The 15,092-nt window shown below is 69.1% G+C and carries 12 protein-coding genes; 10 read left to right on the top strand and 2 right to left on the bottom strand.

Annotation, left to right across the window (positions count from 1 at the left end; genetic code table 11):
- Positions 1–59: 59 nt before the first annotated feature.
- The 10 genes from DS843_RS12510 (at position 60) to DS843_RS12465 (ending at position 11,551) form a co-directional block, all read left to right on the top strand.
- Positions 60–803 carry an SDR family oxidoreductase gene (locus tag DS843_RS12510; protein ID WP_149469215.1) on the top strand — a complete coding sequence of 248 codons (744 nt, stop codon included), beginning with the start codon at positions 60–62 and terminating at the stop codon, positions 801–803.
- Positions 800–1,927 carry an Ldh family oxidoreductase gene (locus DS843_RS12505; RefSeq protein WP_286192069.1) on the top strand — a complete coding sequence of 376 codons (1,128 nt, stop codon included), beginning with the start codon at positions 800–802 and terminating at the stop codon, positions 1,925–1,927. Before DS843_RS12510 ends, DS843_RS12505 begins: the two co-directional genes overlap by 4 nt.
- A 99-nt stretch (positions 1,928–2,026) precedes the next feature.
- Complete coding sequence (locus DS843_RS12500) at positions 2,027–4,924, top strand: monovalent cation/H+ antiporter subunit A (RefSeq protein ID WP_149469214.1); 2,898 nt, start codon at positions 2,027–2,029, stop codon at positions 4,922–4,924.
- A 1-nt stretch (position 4,925) separates the two neighbouring features.
- Positions 4,926–5,303, top strand: coding sequence for a Na+/H+ antiporter subunit C (locus DS843_RS12495; protein WP_149469213.1), 378 nt, complete (start codon positions 4,926–4,928; stop codon positions 5,301–5,303).
- Entirely contained in the window at positions 5,300–6,835 is a 1,536-nt protein-coding gene (locus DS843_RS12490) for a monovalent cation/H+ antiporter subunit D (RefSeq protein ID WP_149469212.1), read from the top strand. The genes DS843_RS12495 and DS843_RS12490 overlap by 4 nt, the downstream gene beginning before the upstream one ends.
- A gap of 2 nt (positions 6,836–6,837) precedes the next feature.
- The gene (locus tag DS843_RS12485) at positions 6,838–7,329 is read left to right on the top strand and encodes a Na+/H+ antiporter subunit E (protein ID WP_208852228.1); all 492 of its coding nucleotides are present in this window, start codon (positions 6,838–6,840) and stop codon (positions 7,327–7,329) included.
- A complete protein-coding gene (locus DS843_RS12480; RefSeq protein ID WP_149469211.1) occupies positions 7,326–7,595 on the top strand; it encodes a K+/H+ antiporter subunit F in 270 nt (89 codons plus the stop codon). Before DS843_RS12485 ends, DS843_RS12480 begins: the two co-directional genes overlap by 4 nt.
- 9 nt (positions 7,596–7,604) lie before the next feature.
- Positions 7,605–8,015 (top strand): Na+/H+ antiporter subunit G, encoded by a 411-nt coding sequence (locus DS843_RS12475; RefSeq protein WP_149469210.1) that lies wholly within the window; start codon positions 7,605–7,607, stop codon positions 8,013–8,015.
- Between the two features lie 112 nt (positions 8,016–8,127).
- Entirely contained in the window at positions 8,128–10,158 is a 2,031-nt protein-coding gene (locus DS843_RS12470) for an FAD-dependent oxidoreductase (RefSeq protein ID WP_286192068.1), read from the top strand.
- Positions 10,159–10,171: 13 nt separating this feature from the next.
- Positions 10,172–11,551, top strand: coding sequence for an OmpP1/FadL family transporter (locus DS843_RS12465; RefSeq protein WP_149469209.1), 1,380 nt, complete (start codon positions 10,172–10,174; stop codon positions 11,549–11,551).
- 39 nt (positions 11,552–11,590) lie between these two features.
- Here DS843_RS12465 and DS843_RS12460 read toward each other — a convergent pair whose 3' ends face one another.
- Positions 11,591–12,556: an acetoacetate decarboxylase family protein gene (locus tag DS843_RS12460; RefSeq protein ID WP_149469208.1), complete on the bottom strand. Its 966-nt coding sequence runs from the start codon at positions 12,554–12,556 to the stop codon at positions 11,591–11,593.
- Entirely contained in the window at positions 12,553–14,835 is a 2,283-nt protein-coding gene (locus DS843_RS12455; protein WP_208852227.1) for an NAD(P)-binding protein, read from the bottom strand. Before DS843_RS12455 ends, DS843_RS12460 begins: the two co-directional genes overlap by 4 nt.
- Positions 14,836–15,092 lie beyond the last annotated feature (257 nt).

Below are 15,092 nucleotides of genomic sequence, written 5' to 3'. Positions count from 1 at the left end.
CCGAACCACTGCGTCCGATCCGGCGCCGCGGACGGCGCCGAATGATGGAGTTCAAGACTATGACCGGCAGACTCGTCGGAAAACGCGCCCTCGTGACGGGGGCGGGACAGGGCATGGGGCGGGCCATGGCGCTCGCCTTCGCCCGTGAAGGCGCCATCGTCGTCGCGGCAAGCCGCACGCTGTCCAAGATGGAGGATCTGCCCCGGATCGATCCGGCGATCACTCCCGTCGCGCTCGACGTGACCGATCCCGCCGCCGTCCGGCGCGTCGTCGCGGAGGCCGGGCCGCTCGACATCCTCGTCAACAACGCCGGCTGGGTCCACAACGGCACCATCCTGGACTGCTCCGACGAGGACTGGGCGCGCAGCCTGGACCAGAACGTCACCTCCATGTTCCACACCATCCGCGCGGCGCTTCCAGGCATGGTCGAGCGGCGCCGGGGGGCCATCGTGAACGTCGCCTCGGTGGCGTCCAGCCTGTCCGGCGTCGCCAACCGCACCGCCTATGGAACCAGCAAGGCCGCGGTGATCGGCCTGACCAAGGCCGTGGCGCGCGACTTCATCGCCGCTGGCGTCCGCTGCAACGCGCTGTGCCCCGGCACGACCCATTCGCCGTCGCTGGAGGAGCGCATCCAGTCGAGCGCCGACCCGGAGCAAATGCGGGCGCAGTTCCTCGCGCGCCAGCCGATGGGCCGGCTCGGCACCGTCGAAGAGATGGCCGCAGCGGCGGTGTATCTGGCCAGCGACGAGTCGGGATTCATGACCGGCGCCGTGCTGGTCGCCGACGGAGGGCAGACGCTGTGACGGAACACATTCAACCACCCGCGGCGGCGCCCGCCCGCTACGACGCGGACGCTTTGGAGACCTTCTGCCGCGCCGTGTTCCTGGCTGCGGGCGCGGACGAGGCGACGGCGGAGGCCGCCACGCGGGCGATGATGCACGGCTCCCGGTTGGGGGTGGACAGCCATGGCGTCCGGCTGCTCGGCCACTATGTCGCCACCATGACCGGGGGGCGCGTCAACCCGCGTCCGGACCTGCGCTTCCTGACGGAGTTCGGGGCCGTCGCCACGCTGGACGCCGGCGACGCGCACGGCGCGCTGGGCGCCTACCACGCGCAGCGGAAGGCGGTCGAGCTGGCCGGGCGGTTCGGCATCGGGGCGGTCGCCATCCGCAACAATTCCCACTTCGGGCCTGCCGGCGCCTTCGCGCTCGCTGCGGCCGAGGCGGGCTGCATCGGTCTGGCCTTCTGCAACTCCGACAGCTTCATGAGGCTGCATGAGGGCGCCGAGCGGTTCCACGGCACCAACCCGATCGCCATCGCCGTTCCGGTGAAGGGCGGCAATCCCTGGCTGTTCGACATGGCCACCAGCGCCATCCCCTACAACCGCGTCCAGCTCTACCGCAGCCTCGGCAGGCCGCTTCCCGAAGGCACCGCCTCCGATCCCCGGGGGCGGAACACCACCGATCCCGAACAGGCCGAGATGCTGGCTCCGCTCGGCGGCGAGTTCGGCTTCAAGGGGGCCGGGCTCGCGGGGTTCGTGGAGATTCTGAGCGCCGTCCTGACCGGCATGAGGCTGAGCTTCGAGATCCTGCCGATGCCGGGACCGGACATGAGCACACCGCGCGGCATGGGCGCCTTCGTCATGGCGATCCGCCCGGACGCCTTCCTGCCGCAGGAGGAGTTCGAGAGCCGGATGGCGCGCTACCTGGAGGCCCTGCGCGGGTCGCAGGCGGTGCCGGGCGGAACGGTCATGGCCCCCGGCGACCGCGAATGGGCCGAGGCGGAGCGCCGCAGGACCCTTGGCATTCCCATCGACCGGGCGACCATGGACGCCTTCGCGCGCCTTGCCGGCACCTACGGCATTCCCGCCCCGGTTCCCCTGGCGCCGCCCCCCGACGGCCCACTCCGCCGGCACACCGAGAAATAATCCCATCTATTTTTGCCGCGGGAGGCCATAGGAGGGCGAGACACCGGCACATCAACACGGTTAAGGTCACGATACACCTGTGACGAACCGGCCCCGCCCATGAGCATCGCCCTCACCGTCCTGGCCCCTCTCTTCGGCGCATTGCTCGCCCCGCTGGCGATCCGGTCCGGGCGCAACGTCTGCGCCGCGACGGCCGGCGCGGCGGCGTTCTTCTCCTTCTGTCTTCTGCTCAGCCATGCCCCGGCGGTCTACCGGGGCGAGGTGATCCGCGAGACGATCGACTGGGTGCCGCAGCTCGGGCTGACCTTCAGCTTCTTCATCGACGGGCTCGGCCTGTTCTTCGCGGCGCTGATCCTCGGCATCGGACTGCTGATCATCGTGTACGCGCGTTACTACCTGTCGCGCGACGACCCGATGGGCCGCTTCTACGCCTTCCTGCTGCTGTTCCAGAGCGCCATGCTCGGCGTGGCGCTCAGCGACAATGTGCTGCTGCTGCTCGTCTTCTGGGAGGTCACCAGCCTCAGCTCCTTCCTGCTGATCGGCTATTGGCGGCATCTGCCGGAGGGGCGGCAGGGGGCGCGGATGGCTCTGGTGGTCACCGGCGGCGGCGGGCTGCTGCTGATCGCCGGCGCGCTGATGCTCGGCCACATCGCCGGGTCGTACGAGATCTCCGAGATTCTGCAACGCGGCGACATCATCAAGGCGCATCCGCTCTATGCGCCGACGCTGCTGCTGATCCTGGCCGGCGCCTTCACCAAATCCGCCCAGTTCCCCTTCCATTTCTGGCTTCCGCACGCGATGGCCGCACCGACGCCGGTGTCGGCCTATCTGCATTCGGCCACCATGGTGAAGGCGGGCGTGTTCCTTCTGGCGCGGCTCTGGCCGGCGCTCGCCGGGACCGATCTCTGGACGCTGATCGTCGCCCCGGTCGGCCTCGTCACCATGCTCGTCGGAGCCTGGATCGCCATCTTCAAGGACGACCTGAAGGGGCTGCTGGCCTTCTCCACCGTCAGCCATCTGGGCATGATGACGATGCTGCTCGGCTTCGGAACGCCGATCGCCGCGGTGGTCGCGATGTTCCACATGCTCAACCACGCCACCTTCAAGGCCGCCCTCTTCATGAGCGCCGGCATCGTCGATCACGAGGCCGGGACGCGGGACGTGCGCCGGCTCGGCGGGCTGCTGCGGCTGATGCCGATCAGCGCCGCCCTGGCGATGCTGGCCGCCGGTTCCATGGCCGGCCTGCCGCTCCTCAACGGCTTCCTGTCCAAGGAGATGATGCTGGAGGCCGCCGCGGGAACGGACCTCGGCGGCGTTCCGTATCTGGTGCCCGTCCTGGCGACCCTGGCCGCCGTCTTCTCCGTCGCCTATTCGGCGCGCATGGCGATCCACACCTATCTCGGCCCGGTGCGGGACGACTACCCGCACCACCCGCACGACCCGCCGGTCGGCATGTGGGGGCCGGTCGCCGTCCTGGTCGCGCTCGTCGTCGCCATCGGCCTGGTGCCGACGCTCGCCGGGCCGGTGGTGGCGCGGACGTCCATGGCGGTGATCGGGACGGACGCCCTGCCCTACTACTCGCTGGCCATCTGGCACGGCCTGACCCCTGCCCTGTTCATGAGCGCCCTGGCCTTCGCCGTCGGCGCGGTCATGCTCAAGCGCCACGAGGGGCTGAGCCACTGGCACGCTTCGCTCCCGCGGCCCGACGCCAAGAGGATGTTCGACGCGACGGTCTCCGGACTGATCGCCGTGTCGCGGGGCGTCACGCACCGCCTGCACACGGGGTCGCTGCAACGGTACATGGCGGTGATCCTCGTCACGGTGGTCGCCATCGGCGCCACGGCGTTCCTGGCGGCGTTCCAGGCGGGCGGCCATGCGCCCGGCGGGCGCGGGACGCTGCCGGCGAACCTGCCGGCCATCGCCGTCTGGGGCATGCTGATGGCGACCTGCGCGGCGGTGGTGGTGGTCCACCGCAACCGGCTGCTGACCCTGATCCTGACCAGTGTGGCCGGTCTGGTCGTGTCGCTCGCCTTCCTGCAATTCTCCGCCCCGGACCTCGCGCTCACCCAGATCTCCGTGGAGGTGGTGACGACGATCCTGCTCCTGCTCGCGCTCAACCTCATGCCGCGGCGGAGCGAGGCGGTCGAGAGCCTGCGCCGACGGCTGGGCGGCGGGCTGGTGGCGGTTGCCACGGGAGCCGGTGTGGGCGCGCTGGCCTACGCCGTCATGACGCGGGACATCTCCTCGATCTCGCAGTACCACTTGGGACAGTCGAAGCCCGGCGGCGGCGGCACCAACGTCGTCAACGTCATCCTGGTCGATTTCCGCGGCTTCGACACCTTCGGCGAGATCATCGTGCTGGGCATCGCCGCGCTCGCCATCGCCGCCATGCTGCAATCCGCCCTGCGCGGCGCCTCGGCGCGGCGTCTGGACGCGATGCGCCCGGGCGTGGAATCGGCGGACGCCCACCCGCTGCTCCTCGTGGTGGCCACCCGCGTCCTGCTGCCGCTGGCCCTGACGGTCGGCGTCTACATCTTCCTGCGCGGCCACAACGAGCCGGGCGGCGGCTTCATCGCCGGGCTCATCGTCGCCATCGCCCTGATCATGCAGTATGTGGCGAGCGGCTACGGTTGGGCCGCGTCCCGGGCGCGGCTCGACGCCCGCGGCATGATCGGCGCGGGCATCCTGATCGCCGGGATGACCGGGATCGGCGCGCTGGTCTTCGGCGCCCCCTTCCTGTCGACGAGCTACGATTACTTCCACCTGCCGCTGATCGGCGAGTTCGAACTCGCTACCGCCATGGCCTTCGACCTCGGCGTGTTCCTGACGGTCGTCGGCACGGTCATGCTCGCGCTCGTCGAGATCGCGCGCATCCAGCGGCGGGCGGAGCGCGAGCGCGTGCCCGAAGGGCCGATGGACGTCCTGCTGCATTCCGACGCCGATCCTCCTGGCGAACGCTCTCCGAATGCCGCGGCCTCCGAACGGAACGAGGTGTGACATGGAGTTCCTGATCGCCAGCGGGATCGGCGCCCTGACCGCCGCGGGGGTCTACCTGACGCTGCGCCGGCAGACCTTTCCGGTCATCATCGGCCTGGCCTTCCTGACCTATGCGGTGAACCTGTTCCTCTTCGCGATGGGGCGCCTGACCATCGACCGGCCCCCGATCATCGCGACGGGGGCGCCCGGCTACGCCGACCCGCTGCCGCAGGCGCTCGTGCTGACCGCCATCGTGATCTCGTTCGGCATGACCGCCCTGATCGTGGTGCTCGCGCTGCGGGGATTCCTCGAAACCGGAAGCGATGCGGGGAGCGCGGAGCGCGGCGAGGACGGCGTTCCCGGCGCGCCGGACCGGAGCCGCCACCGGAGCCATTCATGAACCACTGGATCATCGCCCCGATCGTCCTGCCGGCCTTCGTCGCGGCCTTCCTGGTCCTGGTGCTGAGCCACGACCTGAAGCGCCAGCGGCTCGTCTCCACCGCCGCGACCGTCTTCCTTCTGGGAACGGCGGCCGGGCTGTTCCTGCTGGCGTCGGACGGGACGACGCGCGTCTACCTCCTCGGCAACTGGCCCGCCCCCTTCGGGATCGTGATGGTGCTGGACCGGCTGTCGGCGCTGATGCTGCTGGTCACCGCCGTCCTGGCGCTCGCGGTCGTGGTCTACGCCTGCGGCGGCTGGGACGCGAAGGGCCGGCATTTCCACGCGCTGTTCCAGTTCCAGTTGATGGGCATCTGCGGCGCGTTCCTGACCGGGGACGCCTTCAACCTGTTCGTCTTCTTCGAGGTGATGCTGATCGCCTCCTACGGCCTGATGCTCCACGGGGGCGGGCCGTACCGCCTGAGGGCCGGTTTCCAGTACGTCGCGATCAATCTCGCCGGCTCGACCCTGTTCCTCTTCGCGGTGGGGCTGATCTACGCCACGACCGGCACGCTCAACATGGCCGACATCGCGGTCAAGGCGCGGTCGGTCGCCGAGGGGGACGTGGCCCTTCTGCGCACGGGCGCGCTGCTGCTGCTGCTGGTCTTCGCCCTGAAGGCGGCGCTGGTGCCCCTGCACTGGTGGCTGCCGACCGCCTACGGCGCGGCGCCGGCACCCGTCGCCGCGCTGTTCGCGATCATGACCAAGGTGGGGGCCTACTGCATCATCCGCATGTATGGCATGGTGTTCGGCCCGGAAGCCGGCGCGGTGGCCAACGCGGCGGCGCCATGGCTGTTGCCGGCGGCCCTGCTGACGCTGGTGACCGGCGCCCTCGGCGTTCTCGCCACACGCCGCCTGCTCGACCTCGTCGCCTTTTCGGTGGTGTGGTCGATGGGGTCGCTGCTGGTTGCCGTGGGCCTGTTCGACGCCGGCGGCCTGACCGCCGCCCTCTATTACGCCGTTCATTCGACGATCGCCGCCGCCGCGCTCTTCCTCGTCGCCGACATGGTCATCCGGCATCGGCGGCATTGGGAGGACCGGCTGACCGTGGCGCCGCCGGTCCCCTACGCCAACCTGCTTTCCGGGCTGTTCTTCCTGGCGGCGATCACGATGGCCGGCCTGCCGCCCTTCTCCGGCTTCATCGGCAAGCTGCTGGTTCTCGACGCCGTCCGCGGAACGCCCCTGGCGGCCTGGACGTGGGGCCTGATCCTGGCGACGAGTCTGGCCGTCATCATCGCTTTCAGCCGCGCCGGCAGCACTCTGTTCTGGAAGGCGGAGACCCGGGCGGAGGAGGCGCTGCCGGCCGAAGGCGCAAGGCCGCCCATGACGGCCGTTCTCGCCACGGTCGGCATGATCGGTGCCGCCGGTCTTCTGGCAGCCGGAGCGGGACCGGCGACCGCCGTCTTCGCCGCGACGGCCGGGCAGATCATGGACGTCCGCGGCTATGTGGCCGCGGTTCTCGGACCCGACACGACTCTTGCGCAGGGGAGGTGACGATGATGGCACGCCTGCTGCCCCACCCGCTTCTGACCCTGATGATCGCGGTCGTCTGGCTTCTGCTGGCGAACGATCTCTCGGTCGGCCATCTGGTGCTCGGCCTCATCATCGGGGTCGTCGTGCCGCTGGTCACCAGCGTCTATTGGCCGGACCGTAGCCGCGTCCGCAACCCGGCGGCGATCCTCGGTTACCTTCTGGTGGTGGCGTGGGACATCGTCGTCTCCAACGTCCAGGTCGCCTATCTGGTGCTGTTCCGCCGCGGTGACACGCTGCGCTCGCGCTTCGTCACGGTGCCGCTCGACCTGCGCACGCCCGAGGCCGTCGCCGTTCTGGCCGGCACCATCACCATGACGCCGGGAACCGTCAGCGCCGACACCTCGGCGGACGGGCGCGCGCTCCTGGTCCATTGCCTGGAGACCGACGACCCGGACGCCGTGATCGCGCAGATCAAGGACCGGTACGAACGCCGCCTGAAGGAGATCTTCGAATGATCGCCACCGCCTGCCTCATCGCCTTCGCCGGCATCGTGGCCGCGATGCTCCTGAACGTCTATCGCCTGGGGGTCGGCCCCGACGTGCTGGACCGGGTGCTTGCCCTCGACACGCTGGTGATCAACGCGATCGCCCTGATCGTCGTGATCGGCATCTGGTACTCCACCGCGATGTATTTCGAGGCGGCGCTGCTGTTCGCGATGGTCGGCTTCCTGTCGACGGTCGCCTTCTGCAAGTTCCTGCTGCGCGGCAACGTGATCGAGTAGGAGGCTGTCATGAGCGTCATCGGCGAACTGATCGTCTCGGCCCTGATCCTGATCGGCACCTTCTTCCTGCTCGTCGGGTCCATCGGGCTGGCCAAGCTGCCGGACATCATGCGCCGGCTGCACGGACCGACCAAGGCCACCACGCTGGGCATCGGCGCGATGCTCGTCGCCTCGATCCTGTATGTCGCCTTCAGCGGGGCCGGCGTTTCGCTGCACGAGATCCTGATCACGCTGTTCCTGTTCCTCACGGCGCCGGTTTCGGCCTACATGATCGCCAAGGCGCACATCCTGCGCAGCAAGCCGACCCAGGAGAACCTGCCGGCGACGGGCCGGCGCGCGGGCTGGGCGACGCTCCATCGCGCGCCGCCGGCCAAGCCGGCGCCCCACCCCGAACCCGGCGCCGGGCGGACGCCGACATAGACGGCGCGCTGTTCACCGGACGGCGCCCTCGCTGTAACAACGTCACTCAACCCCATTGCTACAACTTCCGATACCAAGCACAATTGCCCTGCAAATCGGATCGGGGGGCGGGATGGCTGGAGCGGGAAAGACGCGTGTGCTGGTGCTGGGCGGTGGGTTGGGGGGCGTGTCCGCCGCGCTGACCCTCACGGCGACCGAGGCGTTGCGCGAGAAGTTCGACGTGACGCTGGTCAGCCACGGCTGGCGGCTGGGCGGCAAGGGAGCCAGCGGACGCAACGCCGCACAGGGCCAGCGCATCGAAGAACACGGGCTGCACATCTTCCTGGGCTTTTACGACAACGCCTTCCGGCTGGTGCGCGGCGCCTACGCGGAGTGGGAGAAGCCCGCCGGATACGCCTTCCAGACCTGGTCGGACGCCTTCCGCCCGCTGTATCAGGTGACGCTGATGCAGGACATCCCGCGCTCCGGCAAGACGCATTGGCACGCCTGGAACCTCGACTTCCCCGAGCGCCCCGGAACACCGGGCGACCCGCGTCCGCTCGGCCCGAACGGCTTCGCGGCGCTGCTGATCGACGCGCTGCTGGCCCTGGTCGCCAAGCACGACCACCTGCCCGGTCACCTGACCACGAAGATCGGCCTGGACGCCCTCGACAAGGCGCGGGCACACATCGAGGCGGCGGGCGACGGGGCCCTGGATCACGGGCTGCTCGTCGATCTGCTCACGCTGGTCCAGAAGGGGTTCCAGAAGGTCGTGGAACCGCTGCTGGAGTTTTCGGACGAAGGCTGGGAGTTCGCCTGCTTCGCCGATTTCGGCCTCGCCTTCGCCATCGGCTGCCTGTCCGACGTCCTGCCCTATGGGAAGGACGGGTTCGACCGGATCAACGGCGAGGATTTCCGTGAATGGCTGCAGAAGCACGGGATCTCCGACACCTTCGCGTGGTCGGCCCCGGTGCGGCTGCTCTACGACATGTGCTTCTCCTACCGGAACGGCGAGGCGACCGACGGGCCGGAGAACGCGCGCTTCGCCGCGGGTGCGGCGGCGGAGATCCTTCTTCTGATGGGTTTCGCCTACAAGGGCGCGCCGCTGTGGAAGATGAACGCCGGGATGGGCGACACCGTCTTCACGCCCGCCTGGTTCGTGCTGAAGCAGCGCGGGGTGGACATCAAGCTGTTCCACCGGCTGACCAAGCTGGAAACCTCCGAGAATGGGGCCTGGGTGGAGCGGGTGCGCCTGAACCGGCAGGTCGATCTCGTCAACGGCGCCTATGACCCCTTCGTCAAGGTCGGCTACGGCGCCGAGGAAGGCGAGGACGGGAAATGGCTCTACTGCTGGCCGTCCGAACCGGACTGGAGCCAGATCGTGGACGGCGACACGATCCGCGACGCCGGCATCAATCTGGAGTCGGTGTTCTGCCACTGCTCCGCCGGAGAATCGGTGCTGGAGGTCGGCAAGGACTTCGACCTCGTCGTTCTGGCCATGCCGCCCGCGGCGCTGGCCGGTCCCGCGGCGGAGCTGATGCAGGCCGATCTGCGCTTCCGGCAGATGGTCGAGGTGACCCCGGCGGTGCCGACCCAGGCGGTCCAGCTCTGGATGACGCCCAGCATCGAGGAGATGGGCTGGAAGGCCGGCCCGACCGCCATGACCAGCTATGTCGAGGAGTTGGACAGTTGGGGCGAGATGAGCCATCTCATCCCCGCCGAATCCTGGCCGCCCGGCACGGTCAAGGCCGTGGAGTATCTGTGCGGCACCGCCCGCTGGCCCGTCGGCGCCCCGCCCTACGCCTGCGGCCTGCCGCAGCGGATGGCCGCGGACGTGCGCCGGGACGCGACGGAGTGGCTGAACGCCAACGCCGGGGTGCTGTGGCCCAACACGGTCAAGAACGGCGTGTTCGACCAGAGCCAGGTCTATTCCGCCTACTACCGCTACAATCTCGACCCGTCGGAACTCTATGTGCAGTGCTTCCCGGCGACGGTGGAGACGCGGTTGAAGCCGGGCGACAGCGGGTTCGTCAACGCCTTCCTGGCGGGTGACTGGACGCGCACCTGGTTCAGCGCGGGCAGCGCCGAAATCGCCGTCCTGTCCGGAAAGCAGGCGGCGGAAGCCATCGCCCGTCAATCCATCGACCTCACCCCGTCCGACTGAGATCTCCCGATCAATGCGCGTCCTTGCAGCTTTTGCCGCGGCGGCCACCCTGGCCGCCGCGTTTCCGTCCCATGCCACCGACGTCTACAGCTTCGAAGGGTTCGGGGCCGTGTCCATGGGAATGGGCGGCACCGGAGCGGCGTCCGACATCGGCGGCGCCGCCATGATCCTCAACCCTGCGACCCTGACGCAACGCTCCTCCTCCTATCTGGAAGGCGGGCTGGTGGTCGCCGCGCCGACCGGGTTGAGAGCCACGCAGACGCGGACCGGCGAGGTGGCCCACGGCAAGGACACCTTCCCCTTCCAGGGCTACTACATCCCCCAGGGCGGATTCGTCTGGCGGCATGAGAAGCTGGCCCTCGGGCTCGGCGCCTACGCCCAGGGCGGATTCGGCACCGATTACGGGGAGGGAAGTTTCATGGCCCGCCTGCCGTCCGGGGTCGACAGCGGGCTGCGCACCAGCAGCGAGGCGATGTTCATGCGCGTCCCGCTGGCCGCCGCCTGGGACGTGACGCCGACGGTCACGGTGGCGGGCGCCGTCGATTACGTGCGGGCGGGTCTGGGCTTCCGCGTTCTCCAGGGGGCCGACCAGCTCGGCGCGCTGGCCGCCACGGGGCGGTTGACCGGCCAGGGGGCGATGCTGCCCGCGGCCAGCGCCATGGTCGGGATGGGAGGCGGCGTCTATTTCGACATTTTCGACCCATCCATCGCCCGCGCCGGGGTGGAGGGCGACGGGGTCGGCGGACGGCTGGGCCTGACCTGGAAGCCGCAGGCCGACACCACCATCGGCGCCTTCTACCAGTTCCGCACGGCGCTGAACGACCTGACCGGCGACGGTTCGGTGCTGGTCCTGGCGCCGGACGGAACGCGCCTGTCACAGCCCGCGAAATACACGCTGGAAAACTTCCAGCTTCCCGCCGAAATCGGCATCGGTATCAGCCACCGGCTGCGGTCCGACCTGACCCTGGCCTTCGACTACCGGCGCGCCTTCTGGGCGCAGGCGCTGCGCCAGTACAACATCCGCGTCGATGTGCCGGGCCTCGGCACGGTGTGGGAAACGCTGCCGCAGCGCTACCGCGACGTCGACATCTTCGCCATCGGCGGCGCCTATCGGGTGACCGACGCGCTGACCCTGCGCGCCGGCTTCCGCTGGGCCGACAAGGTGGCTCCGGCGGAGGACATCGTCTCGGTCATTCCGGTGGTCATCACCAAGCACGCCGGTTTCGGCGTCGGCTACGCGGTTTCGGAGACGGTGCGGCTGGACGGCGCCTATTCCCACGGCTTCCAGGAATGCGTGAGCAACGGCACGCCGCCCAACGGCTCCGCCGTCAATCCGGGGAAGTTCTGCAACGGCACCGACATCGTGGCGCTGAACGTCAGCGTCTCGTTCTGAAGACAGCGCCGGCCCTCGCCGGGGCCGGCGCCCTTTCCCTCACTCCGCCTGCCAGACCACCCGGCCCGGATTGGCGCGGAAATCCATGTGGATCTGCATGGCGAAATCCACATGCACGGCGGCGCTTCCATCCGGTCCGGCCTCGAACCCGAAGTCCGAAATGACCTGATGGCTGGCGTAGTCGGCCACCCGCAGCGTCCAATCGCCCCGCATCGGCCACGCGCCGCGGAAGCGGTCGACGTGCATCGGGCAATCGATCAGCGCCTGATAGCAGGCCCGTTCGCTGTCCGGTGCGTCGCGGAACTGCTTCAGGTTGATGACCGGAACCGTGCCGGCGAGCAGCGATTCCACCGCCTTCACGGCGACCTCCACCCCCTCGACCAGACCGCCGGGACGAAGCAGGGACTTCAGCGCGTCTCCCAGGTCGGCACCGAGATCCTCCAGGCTTTTCCAAGCCGAACCGGGTGTCCACGGTCCGCCCTCCACCGTCAGCAGCGGGGCGAGAACCCCCTCGCAGTCGGAGGACAGGGTGCGGAACAGCGTCGTCTCGCAGACGAAGTGCGGGGCCTCGGCCCCCTCCTCCGGCAGCGTGACGCGGCCCAGCGACTTGGCGAAGCCCCAGCCTTCCCGCCCGCAGACCAGCGGAATGGTCGCGTCCGGGAAGACGTAGGGCATCCACAGGACCAGACGCGGCCACTGGCCGGGCCGGTGCTCGATCAGCGGCAGCCACAGCGAGGCCTCCCGGTAGGGAATCCAGCCGAACGGTTCGGTCGGGCTGGTGCAGCGACCGACCGACAGGAAGGTGCACAGCGCCACCGGACCGGCCACCGTGTAGCGCACCGCACCCGCCGGAGCGGCGTTGAGCAGTTTGTCCACCAGCGCCTGGGTGTTCACCGGGTTGCTTCGCACGACGAAGGCGGTGGCGAGGCTGTCGGCGAAGACGCCGGGTGCGGCGATCGACACCTCGCCATGCCCGGCGAAGGAGATGTAGCGGGGGCCGGTCACGACGGCGCCCCGTTCAGGAAGTTCTCGCCGGAGATGAACAGCGGCGTCCCGGAGATGGCCCGCGCCGCCTGCATGCCCGACATCACCGTCGCCTCGATGCAGGAGGTGTTGAAGCCGGTGCGGACCCAGCAGCCCGCCAGGAACAGGTTGTAGAACCCGCTCTCGTCGGTGCGCAGCCGGTATTTGGTGGAGCCGGCGGCGCTGCCCGGCAGGGTTTCGGTGGGATCGACGTTGGCGCGGATGATCTGGTGCGACAGCCGCTCCCGCCCGGTTCCGTTCCACGGATCGTAGAGGACGTTCCAGTTGAAGCCGACGCCGCCCTGGCCGGACACCGTCGCCTTCGGCCAGAAGTTGCCCATGTAGGCGTCGAGCCACTCCGCCGCACTGTTCGTCACATTGTCCAGCGCCTCCTGCGGCACCGCGAGGTCGGTGGTCGGACGGGCGACCAGCCCGGTCTGCCAGACGCCGCAGATGTAATGCACCGACTTCGGCGCGCCGGTCTCACCAGGGCGGAACTCGTAGGGCAGCGTCTGGCCCATCTCCGCCCAGATCGACCAGGGCTCCGGCCCGGCGACGGCGGCGGGTTGCGCCGGCTCCCAGCCCAGCCCCTGGAGGTCGGGACCGCACCAGAGTTGCATGGACAGCGTCGGAATGATGCCGATGTTGGTGGTCATGGCGTCGAAGGCCGGGGAAGCGGCCTGAAGCTCCGCCGCCAGGGTCGGCTGGTCGTTCATCGCCTTGAAGCCGCCCATGGAGATGCCCAGAACGGCGACGTCGAAGTCCCGCCCGCGCTGCAGCGTCTCGGACCCGACCGGCTCCCACGCGCACCAGTGCGATTCCAGCGAGGAATTGTTGGAGGCGAGCGCCGCCTGGACCTTGTCCGCGTCCTTGATCTGATCCCAGAGCGGCTCCAGCGGCCAGGCCAGCAGGAACTTCCGGTCCTCCAACGGCACGGAGATCAGCGGCTGGTACTCGTCCACGCCGTCCGCCAGATCGACCTGCCGGGCCAGACGGACCGTCTCGACCAGCGCGCGGTCGGCGGACAGGCCGATGTCCTCGACGCGGCGGAAGAACTTCACCTTCACGCCGTTCTGAAGCAGGGTCTGGTAGATGGGCGCGATGATGACCTCGCCCATCCCCGCCTCCATGTTCCACATCACCGATTCACGGCAGGTGGCGAACATGCGCACGCAGGACAGCGCCGCGACGCCCGCCCCCCAGTTGGGCTGGCGGTAGTCGCCGTCCTTGTACTGCATGAAGGTGTCGTAGCAGGTGCGCAGCGAGCAGCTTGCCTTCAGCGCTTCCGCGTCGCCGCCATGCCCGATCAACCAGTCGGTGAACTCCCGGTCGTCCAGCGAATCGGCGGTGCGCTTCTCGATCACGAAATCGGTGAGGACGCCGACGCAGAAGGGAATCACGAAGGCCAGCAGGTCGCGCGCCACATGGTTGCGCGGCAGCGTGGCCGCGGCGGCCTCGATCAGCCGCAGCAGCCGCATCAGGTCGTGGAAATGCTCCGCCGGCGGGGAGGCGGAGGGGGCGGACTCCGGCGCGTCGGCCAGCGCCCGGATCAGGCGATGGGCGGCCACGGCGGCGTCCTTCGCGGTGGTCACGGCGGCGCCCTTCAGCAGCGCCTCGGCCTGCGCCAGATGGTGGACCTCCCGGTCCTTCCAGCCGCGGATCGCGTCGGCGAAGCGGGTGGCAAGCGGGGCGGGCAGAACCTGTTGCTCCGCCGGCAGGACGGGCATCGGCGCGACGGTGCGGCCATCGACATGGACCAGCTTGCCGTCCACGATCAGGCCGCTCAGCTCGTCCCAGTTCTCGAACAGGTCCCGGACCATGCCGACCATCGACGCGATGGCCTGCGGCAAGGTCGGCATGACGTTGGCCGAGCCGGGTTCGCCGCCCAGCACCGGCCAGCTCAGCGGCCAATAGGCCGGCTTGCCGTCGTCCAGCACCATGCCGATGGGGGTGAAGCGCTGAGGCTTCAGCACGTCCCGCCAGGACTGGAACGCGTTGTCCGGTGAACGTTTCCAGACGTCGAAGACGTCCTGGAGCATCTTGAAGGCGTTGTTGTAGAAGCCGAACCAGACGTGCAGCCCGTGCTCCTGGATGCGGTTCCACTGATCGCGCCCGGTGGCGCCCTTGCCGCCGACCCGCCAGCCCATCTGATAGATGGTGACGTCGTAGCGCGCCCGCTTCTCGTCCGTGTCGGACAGGAAATGCGCCGTGGTGAGGGCTCCGACGCCGCCACCGAGAATTGCAACCCTCGTCTTCGCCATGCTCTCCCCCGGCAAGTCGGCATCTTTGCGACGGCGCCGTGGAATTTCGCGGCACTCGTCAGAAATTGCTGGTGAGGTTAGCATAAATTGTCGTACCGCAATTGAACTATTGCGCCGTTTTGCCGATGTCCCAGACCCATGAGCCACGCGACCGCAGAGCAAAAATCGTGCAAAGCCCCGACCGGCACGCCCTGCGCTTGCTCCGCGGCGTCGCGACCTTCTATAACGGATGGTGCAGCCACACGACATAAGGATGC

The sequence above is a fragment of the Roseomonas genomospecies 6 genome, assembly GCF_008365375.1.
Lineage (GTDB): Bacteria > Pseudomonadota > Alphaproteobacteria > Azospirillales > Azospirillaceae > Azospirillum.
This window is presented reverse-complemented; position numbering and strand designations above follow the sequence as displayed.

What these genes read in the sequence shown, in the direction of transcription:
- DS843_RS12510 (WP_149469215.1), top strand. Translation starts at nt 60, where the DNA reads ATGACCGGCAGACTCGTCGGAAAACGCGCCCTCGTGACGGGGGCGGGA.
- DS843_RS12500 (WP_149469214.1), top strand. Translation starts at nt 2,027, where the DNA reads ATGAGCATCGCCCTCACCGTCCTGGCCCCTCTCTTCGGCGCATTGCTC.
- DS843_RS12495 (WP_149469213.1), top strand. Translation starts at nt 4,926, where the DNA reads ATGGAGTTCCTGATCGCCAGCGGGATCGGCGCCCTGACCGCCGCGGGG.
- DS843_RS12490 (WP_149469212.1), top strand. Translation starts at nt 5,300, where the DNA reads ATGAACCACTGGATCATCGCCCCGATCGTCCTGCCGGCCTTCGTCGCG.
- DS843_RS12485 (WP_208852228.1), top strand. Translation starts at nt 6,838, where the DNA reads ATGATGGCACGCCTGCTGCCCCACCCGCTTCTGACCCTGATGATCGCG.
- DS843_RS12480 (WP_149469211.1), top strand. Translation starts at nt 7,326, where the DNA reads ATGATCGCCACCGCCTGCCTCATCGCCTTCGCCGGCATCGTGGCCGCG.
- DS843_RS12475 (WP_149469210.1), top strand. Translation starts at nt 7,605, where the DNA reads ATGAGCGTCATCGGCGAACTGATCGTCTCGGCCCTGATCCTGATCGGC.
- DS843_RS12470 (WP_286192068.1), top strand. Translation starts at nt 8,128, where the DNA reads ATGGCTGGAGCGGGAAAGACGCGTGTGCTGGTGCTGGGCGGTGGGTTG.
- DS843_RS12465 (WP_149469209.1), top strand. Translation starts at nt 10,172, where the DNA reads ATGCGCGTCCTTGCAGCTTTTGCCGCGGCGGCCACCCTGGCCGCCGCG.
- DS843_RS12455 (WP_208852227.1), bottom strand. Translation starts at nt 14,835, where the DNA reads ATGGCGAAGACGAGGGTTGCAATTCTCGGTGGCGGCGTCGGAGCCCTC.